The sequence below is a fragment of the Limosilactobacillus sp. genome, assembly GCF_040772465.1.
In the GTDB taxonomy this organism is placed as follows: domain Bacteria; phylum Bacillota; class Bacilli; order Lactobacillales; family Lactobacillaceae; genus Limosilactobacillus.
In genome coordinates, this window is sequence record NZ_JAXGYB010000004.1 from 12,269 (window position 1) to 28,721 (window position 16,453).

19 protein-coding genes are annotated in these 16,453 nt (G+C 41.3%); 7 read left to right on the forward strand and 12 right to left on the reverse strand.

All coding sequences use genetic code 11. From position 1 onward, the window contains the following. Positions 1-31: 31 nt before the first annotated feature. Both AB3114_RS04810 and rplS read right to left on the reverse strand, forming a co-directional pair. Positions 32-985: a DNA/RNA non-specific endonuclease gene (locus AB3114_RS04810; protein WP_367342132.1), complete on the reverse strand. Its 954-nt coding sequence runs from the start codon at positions 983-985 to the stop codon at positions 32-34. A 72-nt stretch (positions 986-1,057) separates the two neighbouring features. Next, complete coding sequence (gene rplS / locus AB3114_RS04815) at positions 1,058-1,429, reverse strand: 50S ribosomal protein L19 (protein ID WP_367342324.1); 372 nt, start codon at positions 1,427-1,429, stop codon at positions 1,058-1,060. A gap of 508 nt (positions 1,430-1,937) precedes the next feature. Between rplS and AB3114_RS04820 the strand changes: the two genes are divergently transcribed. Beyond that, entirely contained in the window at positions 1,938-2,570 is a 633-nt protein-coding gene (locus tag AB3114_RS04820) for a zinc-ribbon domain-containing protein (RefSeq protein WP_367342133.1), read from the forward strand. 96 nt (positions 2,571-2,666) lie between these two features. After that, complete coding sequence (locus AB3114_RS04825) at positions 2,667-3,287, forward strand: zinc-ribbon domain-containing protein (protein WP_367342134.1); 621 nt, start codon at positions 2,667-2,669, stop codon at positions 3,285-3,287. Positions 3,288-3,873: 586 nt separating this feature from the next. Here the strand turns inward: AB3114_RS04825 and AB3114_RS04830 are convergent. The 9 genes from AB3114_RS04830 to rpsP all read right to left on the reverse strand — a co-directional run bounded on the left by AB3114_RS04830 (position 3,874) and on the right by rpsP (position 10,871). Then, positions 3,874-4,281, reverse strand: coding sequence for a PTS sugar transporter subunit IIA (locus tag AB3114_RS04830; RefSeq protein WP_367342135.1), 408 nt, complete (start codon positions 4,279-4,281; stop codon positions 3,874-3,876). A gap of 15 nt (positions 4,282-4,296) precedes the next feature. Next, positions 4,297-4,779, reverse strand: a complete 483-nt coding sequence (locus AB3114_RS04835) for a PTS sugar transporter subunit IIB (protein ID WP_367342136.1) — start codon at positions 4,777-4,779, stop codon at positions 4,297-4,299. Between the two features lie 20 nt (positions 4,780-4,799). After that, positions 4,800-5,609 carry a PTS system mannose/fructose/sorbose family transporter subunit IID gene (locus tag AB3114_RS04840; protein ID WP_367342137.1) on the reverse strand — a complete coding sequence of 270 codons (810 nt, stop codon included), beginning with the start codon at positions 5,607-5,609 and terminating at the stop codon, positions 4,800-4,802. Beyond that, positions 5,602-6,387, reverse strand: a complete 786-nt coding sequence (locus tag AB3114_RS04845) for a PTS mannose/fructose/sorbose/N-acetylgalactosamine transporter subunit IIC (protein WP_367342138.1) — start codon at positions 6,385-6,387, stop codon at positions 5,602-5,604. Before AB3114_RS04845 ends, AB3114_RS04840 begins: the two co-directional genes overlap by 8 nt. Position 6,388: 1 nt before the next feature. After that, the gene (locus AB3114_RS04850) at positions 6,389-8,467 is read right to left on the reverse strand and encodes a TIM-barrel domain-containing protein (protein ID WP_367342139.1); all 2,079 of its coding nucleotides are present in this window, start codon (positions 8,465-8,467) and stop codon (positions 6,389-6,391) included. Between the two features lie 510 nt (positions 8,468-8,977). Further along, positions 8,978-9,739: a tRNA (guanosine(37)-N1)-methyltransferase TrmD gene (trmD, locus tag AB3114_RS04855; protein WP_367342140.1), complete on the reverse strand. Its 762-nt coding sequence runs from the start codon at positions 9,737-9,739 to the stop codon at positions 8,978-8,980. Between the two features lie 4 nt (positions 9,740-9,743). Further along, on the reverse strand, positions 9,744-10,253 hold the full coding sequence (rimM, locus tag AB3114_RS04860) for a ribosome maturation factor RimM (RefSeq protein ID WP_367342141.1): 510 nt from the start codon (positions 10,251-10,253) through the stop codon (positions 9,744-9,746). A gap of 69 nt (positions 10,254-10,322) precedes the next feature. Continuing rightward, positions 10,323-10,583, reverse strand: coding sequence for a KH domain-containing protein (locus tag AB3114_RS04865; RefSeq protein ID WP_367342142.1), 261 nt, complete (start codon positions 10,581-10,583; stop codon positions 10,323-10,325). A gap of 12 nt (positions 10,584-10,595) precedes the next feature. After that, positions 10,596-10,871, reverse strand: a complete 276-nt coding sequence (gene rpsP / locus AB3114_RS04870; RefSeq protein ID WP_283584340.1) for a 30S ribosomal protein S16 — start codon at positions 10,869-10,871, stop codon at positions 10,596-10,598. Between the two features lie 251 nt (positions 10,872-11,122). Between rpsP and AB3114_RS04875 the strand changes: the two genes are divergently transcribed. From AB3114_RS04875 to efp, 4 genes are all read left to right on the forward strand, one after another. After that, on the forward strand, positions 11,123-11,344 hold the full coding sequence (locus AB3114_RS04875; protein ID WP_367342143.1) for a ferrous iron transport protein A: 222 nt from the start codon (positions 11,123-11,125) through the stop codon (positions 11,342-11,344). Beyond that, positions 11,337-13,325 (forward strand): ferrous iron transport protein B, encoded by a 1,989-nt coding sequence (gene feoB / locus AB3114_RS04880; RefSeq protein WP_367342144.1) that lies wholly within the window; start codon positions 11,337-11,339, stop codon positions 13,323-13,325. The genes AB3114_RS04875 and feoB overlap by 8 nt, the downstream gene beginning before the upstream one ends. A 10-nt stretch (positions 13,326-13,335) precedes the next feature. Beyond that, positions 13,336-13,506, forward strand: coding sequence for a FeoB-associated Cys-rich membrane protein (locus tag AB3114_RS04885; protein WP_367342145.1), 171 nt, complete (start codon positions 13,336-13,338; stop codon positions 13,504-13,506). Positions 13,507-13,621: 115 nt separating this feature from the next. Beyond that, on the forward strand, positions 13,622-14,179 hold the full coding sequence (gene efp / locus AB3114_RS04890) for an elongation factor P (protein WP_367342146.1): 558 nt from the start codon (positions 13,622-13,624) through the stop codon (positions 14,177-14,179). Between the two features lie 103 nt (positions 14,180-14,282). Here efp and AB3114_RS04895 read toward each other — a convergent pair whose 3' ends face one another. Then, a complete protein-coding gene (locus AB3114_RS04895) occupies positions 14,283-15,167 on the reverse strand; it encodes an aldo/keto reductase (RefSeq protein ID WP_367342147.1) in 885 nt (294 codons plus the stop codon). A 216-nt stretch (positions 15,168-15,383) separates the two neighbouring features. Here AB3114_RS04895 and AB3114_RS04900 point away from each other — a divergent pair, with 216 nt between their 5' ends. After that, the gene (locus tag AB3114_RS04900; protein ID WP_367342148.1) at positions 15,384-16,385 is read left to right on the forward strand and encodes an aldo/keto reductase; all 1,002 of its coding nucleotides are present in this window, start codon (positions 15,384-15,386) and stop codon (positions 16,383-16,385) included. Positions 16,386-16,453 lie beyond the last annotated feature (68 nt).

Below are 16,453 nucleotides of genomic sequence, written 5' to 3' on the forward strand. Positions count from 1 at the left end.
ATTATACCCCACTTTAGTGACAAAAGCGGAATCATTGGCCTTTTGCTGGAGTAGCAGGTGCGACCCTGACGTAAGTCCGCGGTTGATTAGCAGCTGGCCAGCGATATGCCCCTGTCACTTTGATCGTATTATCTTGTCCTTCCCCCTGGTCGTCTTGATCTTCGCTATCGAGAGGAACGAGAACGCTGACATGATCATCTGGCCAGCTCGAACCATCGGAATAGTCGAATGTGGTGCCCGGTTCGACATTTAATAGGTACACATTGAAATTTAGGCTGCCATCCGTCGAAATTGCCTGCAGGTTAATGCCACGTGCCATCCGCTCATTGCCACGAAAGATGGGAGTAGCTTGATAAATCACACGTTGGTGACCCTCGATGGCATGGCGAACCTTGGCTTCGTAAATTGTCTGTAGGACTTGATTGGTGAAGTCTGTTTCGGTAAAGAGATTGCGGGGATTATCCTGGTCGCCACGTGCTTGGCGGCCGTTATACTGCCCAGTTTGAGGATCGATGCCGCCAGTTAGTGAATAAGCAATCAGGTGGCCACGGTTATACACCATTCGTTGATTGCGATTATCGTGCCAGCCTGAAGGATCCGTCTGCTGCTGAATCCGCAATGCCGTATTAGCGTGGTTGTGCCAATTAAGCATGGCAACAGTCGAAGAAGAGGTTCTTCCCAGTGAATCCATTTTTTGGTAAAGCACTTGATCGCGTTGCCAGGATTTCGGGTTAAGAGTCGACTTACCACCATGAACCTGGTAGATGGCACTATGACCACTGGTGAAATTAATTTGAGCTAAGCGCTGATACTGCTGTTGGGTTAATCCGCCAATCTGCTTAGCAGGTCTGGGATCGTGCTCGGCAAAGTGACCACGCTGCTGTAATTGACGCCACTGCGGAACAGCGATTAACAAAGCCATCGTCAAGCAGAATGACAACAAGCACCAGCAAAGCCACGAAATAATTTTGAGCATTCTGCTCATGAAAGCATCCGCCTCCAAAAGAAAAAGCCCACGACGGTCAAAGCCATCGCGGGTTTTTGAAAAGAAATTATATTAGTCGTTAGCCTGTGCATCGCGACGCTTTTCAGCGATACGTGCAGACTTACCAGTCCGCTTACGCAGGTAGAACAGCTTTGCACGACGTACCTTACCATGACGAAGGACATCGATCTTTTCAACACGTGGTGAGTGCAATGGGAAAGTCCGTTCAACACCAACACCGTTACTGATCTTACGAACAGTGTAAGTAGCACTGATCCCGTAACCGTGGCGCTTAACAACGACACCTTCGAACATTTGAACACGTTCGCGCTTGCCTTCAACAATCAGGGCGTGAACACGAACAGTGTCACCAGCACGGAAGTCAGGAATGTCGTCCCGAAGTTGGCTGGCAGTAATCTTTTCCATAAATTGGTTTTGACGCATAATATCTAATCCTTTCACCGACATTCATGCCCATCCTGAACAGCGGAATATCGTTACTCTGGCTAATAAACAGCCACAAATAAATATAACATAAGTCAGGCTAGCAAACAAGGCTTCTGTCAAGCAAATTTACTTACCGCACTGATAATACTACTATGTTAGTCTTCACTTTTAAGCTTAAAGAAAAAAATACAAGTTGTATTGATAAAACATAATCCAATTAAGTGTAATCAGTAACTTCTTCAGAAGATAACCAACTAAGGAATTGCTGAATTTGCAAATCCCATTTGCAATCTCCCTGCTTTTCTTATGTGAAATTATCATCATTCTATATGGTACTGTAGTTAATTCAATGAGCATCTAGCAATTAAAGAACGGCAGCTTGAAGATTTTTAAGTTCAGTCCTAAATAATTTCTATCAGTGCATATAATGACCATTCAGAACAACAAACACTGGGATGGTTTGATATAATGGCGCTGCCAAAATTTTATCTTTGGGGGATTGAGTATGTATTGTCCAAATTGCGGAGGCAAATTAACTCCAGGGGCCAAGTTCTGTCCTAATTGCGGGGTTAAAGTTAGTGCTACAGAATCCAAGGCAGAAAGTGCAGTAATAAAGGGCTTCGTTGACCAATTAAACACTAGAGAGAAACGTATTTTCTTATCTATAAGCTTGGGTTTAATTTTACTGTGTCTAATTGGTGTAGGTTATCGAATGCATTATTCTAAATTATCAAACGTAATGCCCGGTTCTGTTTATAAATATGTAGGACATAATTCACGAGGTCAAAGAGGAACTGCCTATTTGGCAGTTGATCGAAACGGTAATTATAATTTTTGGTTAACCAAAAAGCAAGCTAAAACAATGTCCCAAAGCCGATTTGATAAATTATTAAACAATGTTGATAGTGGCATTGGTAAATCCAAATATACAATTGATGATACCAAGAAAACAGTAACAATGAAGGATTGGCGACTCAAAAATCGTGAACCTGATGCCACAGGCCAATTTCACTTCACTAAAGTATCTAAAAATGAATTACAAGGCACTGAAAAAGGTCCTTTAAGTTGGGACGTAGCTGGGGATGATTCATACCCTACCGTCTATTTCAAAGCAATCAAAATTGGCACAGTGAAGTAGAAATAAGGCAAGTACAAGCATTACTTTATGCTTGTTGAATAATATTTTTTCTAGTAAAAATACCTGCATCTTTAAATTGAGAGGAGAAAGTTGATAATGAACCAAAAATTCTGTACACACTGTGGAGCTAAATTAACTCCAGGGGCAAAATTCTGCTCTAATTGTGGGGCTAAAGTTGGCACCGCTAGTAGTACGACAACGAATGCCAAACTGTCTGACAAATTCAGTAAATTCAAAATAAATAACCGCTACCTGATAGTAGGATTAGTTGTTATTTGCTTAATTGCTATCTTCGGTGGAGTTAAATATCGTAACGATCACTCACTGAATCATGTTTTGCCTGGATCGATCTATAAAATCACTGACAACAATGAAGATGATTATATTTATTTAGCCTTTGAGCATGGGCAATGGATTATGCCGAAACATAACTCCAAAAAGGACTTAAAAACTGTAGAGCAAGAAGGTGTTATTAAATATAATGAGAAACATTATAGTCCTGATAATAAGGAGAAAATGACTTACTCTATCCAAAAGAATATAATGTCGATGTATGAGGTAACTCCACATAAAAAAGAGCTATTCATAAAACTGAAATGCAAGGAAGTGTCACCAAAAAAGCTAAGTGGTAAAGCTATCGGCTATAATGACGATGGTAGCGTTGATGATACTTATAACTTTACCATGACTAAAGTTGGCACAATCAATGGTCAGTAAATCGACATTTTGTTAAGTTGAATTAAACCGCTTGCAGTGTCTTGAGCTCATTAAGCATTCAAATGCTACCATGGATTGGCCTAGAATTATATATTAAAATTGTGTTTTAGAACCAACAGAAATAATCTTTTGGGCAAAATTCAATCATAATTGTGGGGCTAAATTGATGTTATAGAATCTAATAATCAGCTTTTTTTAGCAAGTTTTATACTTTCCCCGCCTGTGGAAATACTTACGACTGTAGTTCTCATATTTACACCAGTCTAACTAAGAAAATATCCTTGCCGATCACAACGATTGACGGGGATGTTTCTGTCTATACACAAGATAAGTTATCCTCACGTAATTAATAACATTCACTGAATAATATTCTTAAAGTTATGGAAGATATTAGGTATGATCTACTAGTTCAAATCAACTGTAGACCTCTAACTGTCCAACCTTTTTAAAACATCTGACAATTTAAATCTGTTCAACTGGTTTATTGCAGTCTGTTAAATAACAAAAAGTTCAGAATGATATCAGACCATTCTGAACTAATCATAAATTGTTTAAAATTGGATTTGGAATTAATTTAGTTTGAAACTTATTCGTCTTCAGAATTTAAAACAACATGAGTATCAACTAACTTAATCGACTGTTTACCTATTTCAGAAAGATGTTTTGCTAGTCCATCATTAGCTTTAGACAAAGCACATTCAATCACCATTGGCAAATTTAATCCACTCACAACTTCAATATTTTTGTTTTTTGAAGCTTCAAGAACAGCAACATTGCAAGGCGTTCCGCCATACAGATCTGTTAACAATAATACTTTTTCTGTAGGTTTGATTTTATTTAATACATTGTCTAACTTCTTTTTTGTTCCTTCGATACCATCATCTGGCATCATATCAACTGTATAAAAGTTTGCCGCATCTCCTGCAATCATCTGAGCAGATTTTAGCATTGCTGAAGCCAACCCGCCATGGCTCATTAGAACTACTTTTACCATTGTGTTATCACCATCTTATAAAATGTCTTTCAAATAAGTTGTCTTATCATCTGGTGTCATTACCGTAGTTATTTCAATGCCGGCATCAAGTAATTTTCTAAAGGCAGCACTTTCATCGGGTGTGACACTAATATTTGGCTTAAGAACTTTAGTTCCTGGACGATGAGACATATTACCAACATTAATAGTAGGAAAATCAAAACCTTTATTAAGAAATGGCAATAAGTCAGTTGGAGATTTGACAATTAATAACACATTTTGTCCTTTATACTTTGAATTACCAATATTAGTTAAGGCTTTTTCAGTGGTAATAATTGAAGATGCAACACCCGCTGGCGTTGCCATTCTTAACATATCCTTTTGGATTTTATTATTAGCAACTTGGTCATTTACAACCATCAAACGTGTAACACCCAATTTATTAGTCCACATAGTGGCAACCTGTCCATGAATTAATCGATCATCAATTCTTATATTGTTAATACCATCCATTTGCATAAATGTCACTTCTTTCTCAGTTATTTCAAAATGCCACAAGCGTAAAGGACAATTGAAAGAACCATAACAATTAAAATCAACCAGATAGGTTTCACATTCTTTTTAAGGGCAACATAAACACCAAATACAAGTAGAGCAGGGATCATGCCTGGCATAATTTGATTTAGTATAGTTGAACCCTTCATCGTAAAATTGCCTTGATGGAAAGCTAATGCAATATGTGCTTTTACCACAGTAGGAATTAAGGCTCCAACCACCATAAGACCAAGAATTGATGAACTTTCCGTCACTAATTTCAAACTACTTTGTAGAGTTTCTACTAATTTAGTTCCTGATACATAACCTGCACGGAACAATGGAAAACTAACAAGTTTCAAGGCAACACTAACAGCGATCCAAAGGAAAATACCTGCTGGATTCCCTTTAATGGCTAGGTTAGCAGCAATTGCACCGAAAATAGTCCAAGGAATTACAACAAATAAACTATCGCCAATCCCAGCGAGTGGCCCCATAAGACCAGTCTTAATAGAAGTAACAGCTTCATTTGTATCTTCACTTGGATTTTCTTCCATTGCGACATTAATTCCCAGAATATATGGAGCTAACCAAGGATTTGTATTAAAAAATTGAAGATGATTAATGACTGAAGCTTTAAGCTTATCAGGCTGGTCCTTATATATAACTTTCAAAAATGGCAACATAGCATAGCAATATGCTAGCGCTTGCATTTTTTCATAGTTAGATGAAACTGAACTTGTAAAGATCCAACGCCATAAAACACGTTTTCCTGCTTTACCACTCTTCATTTGTAAAGATCCCTCTTTATTCATCTTCCATCATCCCTTCAGACATATTACTTCCGTTGCCACTATTCATATTCTTTTGATTTCGCTTAAAGACAATTAATGCAATAGCAAATCCTACTAAAGCAACACCTAATAATGAAACTTTTAAGTAAACTGCCATGACAAACCCGAGAATTAAATAACTGAAGTATTCTTTGGCTGGTAGATAGCGTAACAGTAAAGCAATACCTACAGCTGGCAATAATCCACCTGCAACCGTTAAACCACCAGTTAACCACTTAGGTGTAACACTTAAAATACCCTTGACCAGTGTAGGACCAAAAATTACTGATAAGGCAACAGGTAAACCAGTTGTTAAACAGGTGAGGAATACACCAAACATTTGCATACGACTAATGGTCTTATAATTACCCTTCTTTGCTTCAGCTTCAGAATGATCTACCATCCAAATTCCGATTGTATTACGAAGAACATCAAATTCTACCATTAGTAATGCAACTGGGATCCCGATAGCAATACCTGTAGCAGCCTTTTGCCCAGTAGTGATCGTAATAAAAGTAGCTACTATACTTGCTGTTTGATAGTCAGGAATGGAAGCACCACCAAAGTTACTGATCCCAAGTGACATCAGTTGCAAAGTACCACCAATGTATAGTCCCGTTGGAATATCGCCAAGAACTAAACCAGTAATGAATCCAGCAGTAACAGGTTGATACGTACCAAACATTGTGGAATTCTTTTCATAATTAATAAAGAATCCATATAAAATGATTATCATTATTTGCCATACTTGTGGATGCATATTATTTCCTCTTTTCTGTAAGAGCAGTCTCTAATTGAGAAAAATCAAACGAACTATTGCTTTTAATAAACACCGGAATCTGATCAATATTGGCCTTTACATCTACATTAATACCGCCATTGAACGTCTCATGAGTGTAAGGATTCAGCCAAGTAGTTCCTTTAGGCAGGTAAACATTTCTACTCGTCTGTCCTTGGTAAATTATTGGAGCAACTAATACATCACTACCTAACATATAAGTATTATCAACACTCCAAGATTTGGAGTCTTTCGGAAATTCATAAAATAGTGGCCTCATTATTGGAAATCCATATAAATGAGCTTCATTCATTAATCTTTCTAAATATGGTCTAAGACTTTCACGGACGTGTAAAAACTTAATCAATATATTTTCGACAGTTTTACCATAGGACCATATTTCGTTAGGAGCTCCTGTAACCATTGAACCGCCACCCTTATGCGATAATGGTTTACTATGTGGCTGTCTGTCTCCATGAAGTCGCAAAATCGGTGAAAACGTTGCGTACTCAAACCAACGTAGCAAGAGTTCCCTAAAGTTTTTGTCTGTAGGTACTCCACCATGAAAGCCACCAATATCAGTTGTCCACCAAGGAATACCCGCGATTCCAACATTCAATCCTGTATTAACTTGATTTCTCAGTGCTCTAAAACTTGAATCTATGTCTCCAGACCAGACAAGTGCACCATATTTTTGTGCTCCAATCCAAGCACCTCTTACCAATGTCACTACAGGATTGGAAGAATCAAGTTGTTTGCGCCCTTCATATACCATTCGAAGATATTCATTAGGATACAGATTACCTATTTCTTCAACAGTTCCTCCGTAATAACGATAATTATCAAAGTCGTACACTGAATAGCCAGGTTCAGCGACATCTAGCCAGTAGTAATCGATGCCATTTTTTGCATAATTATTTTGTAAAAGTGACCATACATACTTACGGGCTTTAGGATTGGTCATATCAACAAATACTGTATTCCCCTGTATTTGCATGGTCATTGATATGCCACGGTTAATTTTGACTAAATATCCTTTTTCAAAATAAGTATTATAGTTTCTCGCATCATTTTGTACTGTTGGCCATACTGATACCATCGGTTGAATATGATATTTTTTCTTCAACGTAGATATCATTTGTTTCGGGTTTGGCCAATAATTTTTATCAAAACAGTACTCGCCTTGAGCTGGCCAATGGAAATAATCAATAGCAATAACAGAAGGAGTAATTCCCTTCTCCTTATATTTATTTGCTACTTCAAGAACTTCATCTTGTGTTCGATACCTTAGTTTGCTCTGCCAAAGTCCTAACAATTGAGGGGGCATCTCTGGAGGACGACCTACTAACTCCGTGTACCTCTGGGTAATCTCTTTCGGACTATCTCCTGCTGTAATCCAGTAATCAATGCGATCGCTAGAATTCATAGTCCATTGTGTAACGTTTTTGGCAAACTCAACCTTACCTATACCCGGATTATTCCAAAGAAAGCCATAACCTAAACTAGATATATAAAATGGAATGGAAATTTGAGAATTTCTTTGTGCCAGCTCCAAAACATTAAATTTTTGGTTCAAAAATGGTTGTTGGTATTGGCCCATTCCAAAGATCTTCTCAGACACGTTAGATTCAAACCTTTGAATTACCTGGAAGGAACTACCTTTAGGGTGAAATTCTCTTGGTTTTAACTTCAGTGTTGAATTAAAATCATTTGTGATTTGAACCTTTCCAGCATCCTCACTACCATCATCATGTTTAACAGCCCTTTGTCTTACATATTCCTTTAGCAATACTTTTTTATGCTTGTCATAAAAAGTGAGTCGATTACGGTGATCAAGCTGCACAGATATTTTTCCGTTAATTAATTCAGCAGCATCACTACCTATTTTTCTAACATCAACACCTTTTGTATCTAATTGTTTCAAGTCAGGGTGGTAAAATTCATCATTCATGTTTTGATCAACATAATCCCTAACACGAATGCTGTTATCACCCCAGGCCTCAACTACTAACAACTCATCATTCAGACGCAAAGTAATAGATGTTTTCGAAATATCTATCATCTTTTGCCCCCCTATGGAGACTCTTCTCTTTATGTCATGTAAGTTAATTGGTTGTTTAAACTAACCATAATCATGTTAGCATACCCCCCCCGATGTAAACGCTTTATCGGGAACTGCTAGTAAACACTTGTCAAAAAATGTCTGAATTTGTTCATAAATCCACAGACTGTCTACAATGATCTAGCACAATCCTAAATTGTATAAAAAAAGCGTTTCATAGCTGCTAATTTTGCAGCAGTTGAAACGTATTTTATAAAAGCTACTTCATTTTGAATTGTCATCTTATGACATTGTTAAAACATCTTGGACAGTTGATGCAATCGAACACTTTGTTATGATGCAAGTATAAAAAGAATTAAAACATACCATTTTACGAAAAATTTCTTAAGAAAAAGCCCACGATGGTCAACGCCATCGCAGGTTTGTGAAAAGAAATTTTATTAGTCGTTAGCCTATGCATTGCGACGTTTTTCAGCTATACGTGCAGACTCATTTAGCCTGTAACATCCCTTACTTTGGCGCATCCGGATCCTCATCAATCTTAATATCCTGCAGCATCCGCTTCTGTTCCGTCGTCAGTTTGACTTTCTTCAGAAGATCTGGTCGCCGCAGGTAAGTCCGTCGCAGTGACTCCTTCATTCGCCATTGCCGGACTTTTCCGTGATCCCCACTGGTCAAAACAGGTGGGACTTCCATACCCCTAAAGTTAGCGGGACGCGTATACTGCGGATACTCCAGTAAGCCATTGGTGAACGAATCATCCATCGACGACTCTTGGTTGCCGAGGACACCGGGAACGAAGCGCACCGTGGCATCGATCATCACCATGGCTGCTAATTCGCCACCCGTCAAGACATAATCGCCAAGTGAAGCTTCATCGGTGACAAGCTGACGAATTCGTTCATCATAACCTTCATAGTGTCCACAAATAAAAGTCAGGTGATCCTCTTGCGACAGTTCTTGAGCGTAATCCTGGTCAAAGCGACGACCAGCAGGGTCCATTAAGATGACACGTCCCTTTTGATAGCCTGCTTCCTGGGCTGATTTTTGCACTGCATCATAGGCATCAAAAATGGGCTGAGCCTCTAGCAACATACCAGCACCCCCGCCAAAGGGGGCATCATCCACGTGGTTATGTTTGTCAGTCGTATACTTGCGGAAATCCGTCACGTTTATATCTAGAAGATCCTTTTCACGCGCCTTGCCAATGATCGATTCACCAAGGGTTGCCTGAAACATATCAGGAAATAGGCTTAAAACATCAATTCTCATGGCTTTATTCCAGTCCTTCCATCAATTCCACAGTCACTTTGTGGGCATCTAAATCAACTTTTTTGACAACATCGGGAATATTAGGCAAAAGCAAATCCTTTTGTTTTGGTCGAGCCACGACCCAAACATCGTTAGCTCCCGTTGGCATAATTTCCTTGATGGTACCTAGTTTTTCACCATCAACTGTTTCCACATCGAGACCGATAATCTGGTGGTAGTAATACTGACCTTTGGGCAACGGTTTGAGTTGGTCACCAGCCACTTCGAGTTCGCAATTATGGAAAGCAAGCACGTCGTTAATGTTATCCAAGCCTTTAAACTTAACCAGCAAAAACTGTTTTTGGGGACGAGCACTTTCCACAATCACATCCTGGCGTTGCCCGTCAGCTAATTTAATCGATAACTGCGAACCTTCAGCAAACCGCTCTTCTACAAAATCCGTGATGACCATCACTTTGACTTCGCCGTGAATACCATGAGTGTTGATAATCCGCCCAACTTCGTAATATTGCATTCGTGTCTCCTTATTAATATGAACAAAAAGAACCGCAGGCAAGCCAATGCTTGCTGCGGTCCTCCTCAGTTAGTGACGATAATCTTTAATCCTAAACCGAATTTTTTTAGTATTTGCATGACGATTGCGACTACCTTCAACGATAGTTCGCAACGCAGCAGCCACATGTCCTTGTCGGCCAATCACGCGGCCAACATCGCTCGGAGCGACTGATAAGTAGTACCGGCGATAACGACCCTTGTCATCTAAGCTGACCTTAACCGCATCGGGGTGCTTGATTAGTGGCGTCACTAAAGTTTTAATCAATGCTTCAGGATTGATTTCAGTCATGAATGCTCATCACTACTTCTTTGCGTACTTAGCTTCGTGGAACTTTTGCATCACACCAGCAGCTTGCAGCATGTTGCGAACCGTGTCTGATGGTTGAGCACCCTTGTTCAGCCAGTCAAGAATAGCATCTTCATCAAACTTAACTTGCTTTGGGGTAGTCAGTGGATTGTAAGTACCAACAGCAGTGATAAAACGACCGTCACGAGCGCGACGTGAGTCAGCAACTACGATCCGGTAGAATGGGTTCTTCTTTGAACCCATGCGCTTCAAACGAATCTTTACGGACATCGACCTACACCTCCTCAGATATTTTTAACATGTTTAAATATACCAGCCTTATCCCCAATTGTAAAGTAAATTTCCTTAACAGTTAGAAAAATCATCTAAAAAGTTGAGGTAAGGGCGGATATTCCAATGCTTTTTGAACTTAGAATATTCATTTTGCCTCTTTAAAGCATGAATATCGTCACTTGTTATGATAACGGATACTTTTCGTGTCATAATACTTATATATTATTGGAATATTGAGGTGCATATTAATGGATAATATGTCAAGTCAACACAGAATCATCAACCATATCGACCGGCTAGCAATTCCAATTGCCCGGCGTCTCCATGACTTAGGCTTACATAATGGAGTGACGGTACGCATAGTTCGTCAGTTTCCTTTTCACGGGCCAGTTGTAATTGAGTACCAGCGGCAGCGAATTGGTTTACGCTACCCCCTCTTTGCATCAATCACGGTCGATGATCATGAGTAAAACAGTTGCTTTCATCGGTAATCCCAATACCGGGAAAACCACCATATTCAACTTTATCAGTGACCAGTACGCTTATGTCGGCAACTGGACCGGCGTAACGGTTGAAAAGAAAGTTGGTCAGCTGAAACACAGCAATACACAATTAGTGGACCTACCAGGCGTCTATTCACTGAGTCCCCTGACCAAAGACGAATCGGTGGTCACTAACTACCTATTAGATGAAGAACCAGACCTTATCCTCAACGTGGTCAACGCTAACCAGTTGCAACGCAATCTCCTATTGACGATGGAACTGATCGAACGCGGGTGTCCGCTAATCTTGGATCTTAACATGATCGATGACCTCCACCGCAGTGGCTACGATATCGATGCAAAAAAGCTAGGAAAGATCTTGGGATGCAAAGTTGTCGCCACCAACGCCCGTAACCACGAAGGCGTGGATAAGTTGCGCAGCGCTATTACTGCTGAGGAGCGGTTGGGGCACCCTCACCGAATTACTTATCCAGAAGAAATTGAAAAGGCAATTGCTATACTTCTGCCAAAAATGACGAAGAAGTACCAGCTCGATCCTGCATATACGCGCTGGCTCATCATCGAGGCTTTTAACCACAATACAGCTGTGCGTAAGTTTGCGGGAAAACATCATCTGGACGTCCTGACCGAGTATGCTAAGCAAGCTGACCAGCAGAAATTTAGTGAGAAGATATACGAGACTCGTCTCCACTTTATCCAGCAACTAATTAAGGATTGCTTGGTGGTCAACCTTTCCAACAAGCGGCCTTCGCTGACCGCCAAAATTGACCGCATTGCCACCCATCCCCTTTTAGGACTTCTCGTCTTTGTTGGCATCTTTTGGTTGATTTTTAAAATCAGCTTTGACTGGGTGGGCACCCCTTTGTCAGACATCTTAGACGCCTGGATTTCCGGGCCAGTCTCCACAGTCACTTCTCACTGGCTAACCTCTGTCGGTGCTCTCCCTGTTCTCCGCTCGTTAATCGTCAACGGGATCATCACGGGTGTCGGCGGGGTCTTGGTTTTCATTCCCCAGATTTTCGTTCTCTTTGCCTGCATCACCATTCTGGAGGACTCTGGCTACATGGCACGTGCCGCACTGGTGACCGATCGATTGATGCAAACGATTGGTTTGAGCGGTCAGTCATTCATCCCGTTGATCATCGGCTTTGGCTGTAACGTTACCGGGATTATGGCAGCACGGACAATTCAGCAACCGAAAGAGCGTTTAGTAACAACGCTGATCGAGCCTTTCATGTCATGTTCGGCCCGTTTACCAATCTACAGTCTCTTTGTGGCGGCCTTTTTCCCGAAACACCAAGCCGTCATTGTGCTTTCCTTATATTTTCTTGGGATTGCCGTTGCGCTCCTGGTTGCCAAAGTTTACCAGATCATTTTTCATTTGCGACATGAATCGCTCTTCGCCATCGAATTGCCGGAATACCACCTGCCGCGATTGGAAATCGTCTTGCATGGTACCTGGGACAAGGGCAAGGGATTTGTTCACAAAGCCGGTACTGTCATCTTTGCCGGCACCGTTTTAATTTGGTTCTTGACCGACTTTTCAATGCACGGTTACACTACCCACGCCGACGCCAGTTTTGCCGCAGCCATTGGCCACGCTTTATTGCCGCTTTTCCATCCAATGGGTGTCACTACTTGGCAACCGATCAGTGCCCTCGTGACTGGTGTCCTCGCCAAAGAGGTCATTACCTCTAGCATGATGGTGATGTTCCACACATCCAGTCAAGCTTCATTGATCGCCTCGATCGGCCATTTCTTCAATCCAGTTGCAGCTTATGCACTGTTGGTATTTATTCTTTTGTACACACCATGCTTTGCGACGATCGGTACAATCAAGGCTGAGACTGGCAGTTACAAGTGGCCCGCCTATTCAGTTGCGTCTAGTTTAATTATCGCTTACTTAGTTGCCACCCTTATTTTCCAGCTTGGCAGCTTAATCCTGTGAGGTGTTATTGATGAAAATTTTGGTAAATCTAGTCATCGTCATTTTAATTGTGGGTCTCGCTGCCTGGCAACTCGTCAAAACATTCAAACGAGCCAAAAAAGGCAAATGTGCAGCCTGCGATTACAAATGCCCCATCAAACAACAGATGGATCCGATGAAAATGCATTCCCTCAAGCATTAACTAGTATTTGATACTGTACAAATCTTTAATTTATAGTATGCTAGAAGTTATGAGGTGATCGTCAATACAAACCGTTCGACCACTAAAATCTTATTTTCTCTGAGGAGGTTTTACGATGCTCCAAACAATCAATTTGAAGAAGGGCATGGTATTTAAGCAAGGCACCAAGTTATTCCAGGTTATGGAAATTAACCACCACAAGCCTGGTAAAGGTAACACCTTGATGCAAATGCGGATCAAGAACGTGCGCAACGGTGCGATCGTTCAAACTACGATGCGTCCATCCGAAAAGGTTGAAAACGTTACTATCGATAAGAAGGACGCTCAATTCCTTTACAACGAAGAAGACAACTACGTCTTCATGGACCTCGAAACGTACGACCAATACAACATCGACAAGGCCCAAATTGCTACCGAAGTTCCATACCTGGTTCCAAACATGAACCTGACTTTGGAATTCGTTGGTTCCGAACTGGTTGGTGTTGAACTGCCAGCCACTGTTACCCTGAAGGTTGCTAAGACTGAACCAATGATCAAGGGTGCTACTATCGATGGCGGTGGTAAGCCTGCTACCATGGAAGGTGGCCTGGTTGTTAACGTTCCTGCCTTCGTTAAGAATGGTGACGAAATCATCGTTAACACAACTGATGGTTCATACAAGTCACGTGCTTAATTCAAATTAATCACATTAAAAAAGCTTGTCGGTTTTCACGCCGGCAAGCTTTTTTGCGTTATTTACTATTATTAGGAATTGGGTCCTAAGTTAATCGTGCGACTTAGTCTTCGCTGTCACGAACAGCCTTCAAACTTGAACCAAAGATCTGTTCAATAGTAACTGGGTCGCGGTGGTCAAAGAACTGACTTTCACCCTTGTCTAATTGAGCAATGGTCTTCATTTCATCGTCACTCAGTTCAAAGTCAAAGACGTCGATATTTTCTGCCATCCGCTTCTGGTGAACAGACTTTGGAATAACCGTGATGCCACGTTGAAGAAGCCAGCGCAAGATGACTTGGCCGTTAGATTTGTTGTGGTTAGCAGCAATCTTTGCCAGAGTTTCGTTAGTAAAGATCTGGTGCTTACCTTCGGCAAATGGGGCCCAAGCTTCCACCCGGACATCTTCATCCTGGTTCAATTTCACTTCCTGCTTTTGTTGATACCAAGGGTTAACTTCAATCTGGTTGATGGCTGGCTTAACGGGCATCGTCAGTTCAAGGTTCTTGAGTTGATCGGCATAGAAGTTCGAAACACCAATGGCACGAATTTTACCGGCTTTTTGTGCTTCTTCCAGTGCGCGCCAAGCACCCATAGTGTCACCGTAAGGTTGGTGCAGCAGATAAAGATCCATGTAGTCTAGACCTAATTTTTGCAGTGAAGTATCAATTCCTGCCTTAGCCCGCTTGTAGGAGAAGTCGGAAACCCACAGTTTCGAAGTAACGAAGATCTGGTCACGCGGAACACTGCTTTTCTTAATGGCTTTGCCAACAGCTTCTTCGTTTTGATAAGCTGCAGCCGTGTCAATCAGACGGTAACCAGTATTCAGGGCATCAGTAACAGCTTGTTCAGCCTGACTGAGATCAGGAACCTGGAAAACACCGAAGCCAAGGGTTGGCATTTCGACACCATTGTTTAGTTTTACAGTTGGTACATTTACATCAGACATATTTTAATCTTCCTTTCAAAATCCTTATTGATTAGCTGATGACTATATAGTAATAGCAGTTAGTACAAAACAAAATTGCTAATAAGGAATGGTGGTATACGTTTAACGTATTCTCACTCGTATGCATCCTAGTTATCAGCATTCACACAAGATAAGTATTTCTCATTGCTAACAATCATTCTTATAATAGAAGGAGAACAAAGGAGTGATTGAAAGATGGAATATCAGAACCTTGGAAACACTGACATCAAAGTCTCCAAACTCTGTGTCGGTTGCATGAGCTTTGGCAAGGCCGGCACTATGCACGACTGGACGGTGGGGCCTGAAGAAACGGAAAAGATCGTTAAGCACGCCTTAGACCTTGGAATCAATTTCTTTGACACGGCCAACGTCTATTCTAAGGGAACCAGCGAAGAATACCTGGGTCACGCCATTAAAAATAACGTTGCTCGTGACAAAGTGGTCATCGCTTCAAAAGTGTACTTTAACCCTGGTCGCCTTTCAAAGGAAGCCATTCATCGTGAAATCGATGGTACCCTTAAACGTCTTGGCACTGACTACCTAGACCTCTATATCATTCACCGTTTTGACTATAACACCCCGATTGAAGAAACGATGGAAGCCTTAAATGACCTGGTCAAAGCCGGTAAAGTGCGGGCAATCGGTGCTTCTGCTATGTACGGTTACCAATTCTACAATATGCAACTTGCCGCTCGTGACAACGGTTGGGCGCAGTTCCAAACCATGGAAAACCACTACAACCTGCTCTACCGTGAAGACGAACGCGAGCTCATCCCGATCTGCAAGCAAATGAACGTCTCATTGATGCCGTACAGTCCCCTCGCCGGTGGTCACCTCACCCGTCCAACGTGGAATGCTGACACGTTGCGCAGTAAAACCGACCGGGTTGCGATGGGCAAATACGACGGAATGGAAAAATATGACATTCATATCGTCGAACATCTTCACAAAATCGCTGAAAAGTACAATGCCCCAATGGCTGAAGTAGCCATCGCTTGGGAATGGGCCAAGGGAATCACGTCACCAATCATTGGTGCCACCAAAGCCCACCACTTCGATTCTGCGGTTAACGCCCTCAAGCTTAAATTAACCGACGAAGACATTGCCTACCTCGAAGAGCCCTATGTACCGCACCCGATTATCGGAGCCATCGATCATAACCCGGCAGCTGGGGTTACCCTCTTGAACAAGAAATAAATAAACCTCATAGACGCAAAAAGCTTGTCAGCCATGGTGTTGATCACCATAACTGGCAAGCTTTTCTT

Coding starts and splice junctions, on each gene's coding strand:
- AB3114_RS04810 (WP_367342132.1), bottom strand. CDS start 985: ATGAGCAGAATGCTCAAAATTATTTCGTGGCTTTGCTGGTGCTTGTTG.
- rplS (WP_367342324.1), bottom strand. CDS start 1,429: ATGCGTCAAAACCAATTTATGGAAAAGATTACTGCCAGCCAACTTCGG.
- AB3114_RS04820 (WP_367342133.1), top strand. CDS start 1,938: ATGTATTGTCCAAATTGCGGAGGCAAATTAACTCCAGGGGCCAAGTTC.
- AB3114_RS04825 (WP_367342134.1), top strand. CDS start 2,667: ATGAACCAAAAATTCTGTACACACTGTGGAGCTAAATTAACTCCAGGG.
- AB3114_RS04830 (WP_367342135.1), bottom strand. CDS start 4,281: ATGGTAAAAGTAGTTCTAATGAGCCATGGCGGGTTGGCTTCAGCAATG.
- AB3114_RS04835 (WP_367342136.1), bottom strand. CDS start 4,779: ATGCAAATGGATGGTATTAACAATATAAGAATTGATGATCGATTAATT.
- AB3114_RS04840 (WP_367342137.1), bottom strand. CDS start 5,609: ATGAATAAAGAGGGATCTTTACAAATGAAGAGTGGTAAAGCAGGAAAA.
- AB3114_RS04845 (WP_367342138.1), bottom strand. CDS start 6,387: ATGCATCCACAAGTATGGCAAATAATGATAATCATTTTATATGGATTC.
- AB3114_RS04850 (WP_367342139.1), bottom strand. CDS start 8,467: ATGATAGATATTTCGAAAACATCTATTACTTTGCGTCTGAATGATGAG.
- trmD (WP_367342140.1), bottom strand. CDS start 9,739: ATGAGAATTGATGTTTTAAGCCTATTTCCTGATATGTTTCAGGCAACC.
- rimM (WP_367342141.1), bottom strand. CDS start 10,253: ATGCAATATTACGAAGTTGGGCGGATTATCAACACTCATGGTATTCAC.
- AB3114_RS04865 (WP_367342142.1), bottom strand. CDS start 10,583: ATGACTGAAATCAATCCTGAAGCATTGATTAAAACTTTAGTGACGCCA.
- rpsP (WP_283584340.1), bottom strand. CDS start 10,871: ATGTCCGTAAAGATTCGTTTGAAGCGCATGGGTTCAAAGAAGAACCCA.
- AB3114_RS04875 (WP_367342143.1), top strand. CDS start 11,123: ATGGATAATATGTCAAGTCAACACAGAATCATCAACCATATCGACCGG.
- feoB (WP_367342144.1), top strand. CDS start 11,337: ATGAGTAAAACAGTTGCTTTCATCGGTAATCCCAATACCGGGAAAACC.
- AB3114_RS04885 (WP_367342145.1), top strand. CDS start 13,336: ATGAAAATTTTGGTAAATCTAGTCATCGTCATTTTAATTGTGGGTCTC.
- efp (WP_367342146.1), top strand. CDS start 13,622: ATGCTCCAAACAATCAATTTGAAGAAGGGCATGGTATTTAAGCAAGGC.
- AB3114_RS04895 (WP_367342147.1), bottom strand. CDS start 15,167: ATGTCTGATGTAAATGTACCAACTGTAAAACTAAACAATGGTGTCGAA.
- AB3114_RS04900 (WP_367342148.1), top strand. CDS start 15,384: ATGGAATATCAGAACCTTGGAAACACTGACATCAAAGTCTCCAAACTC.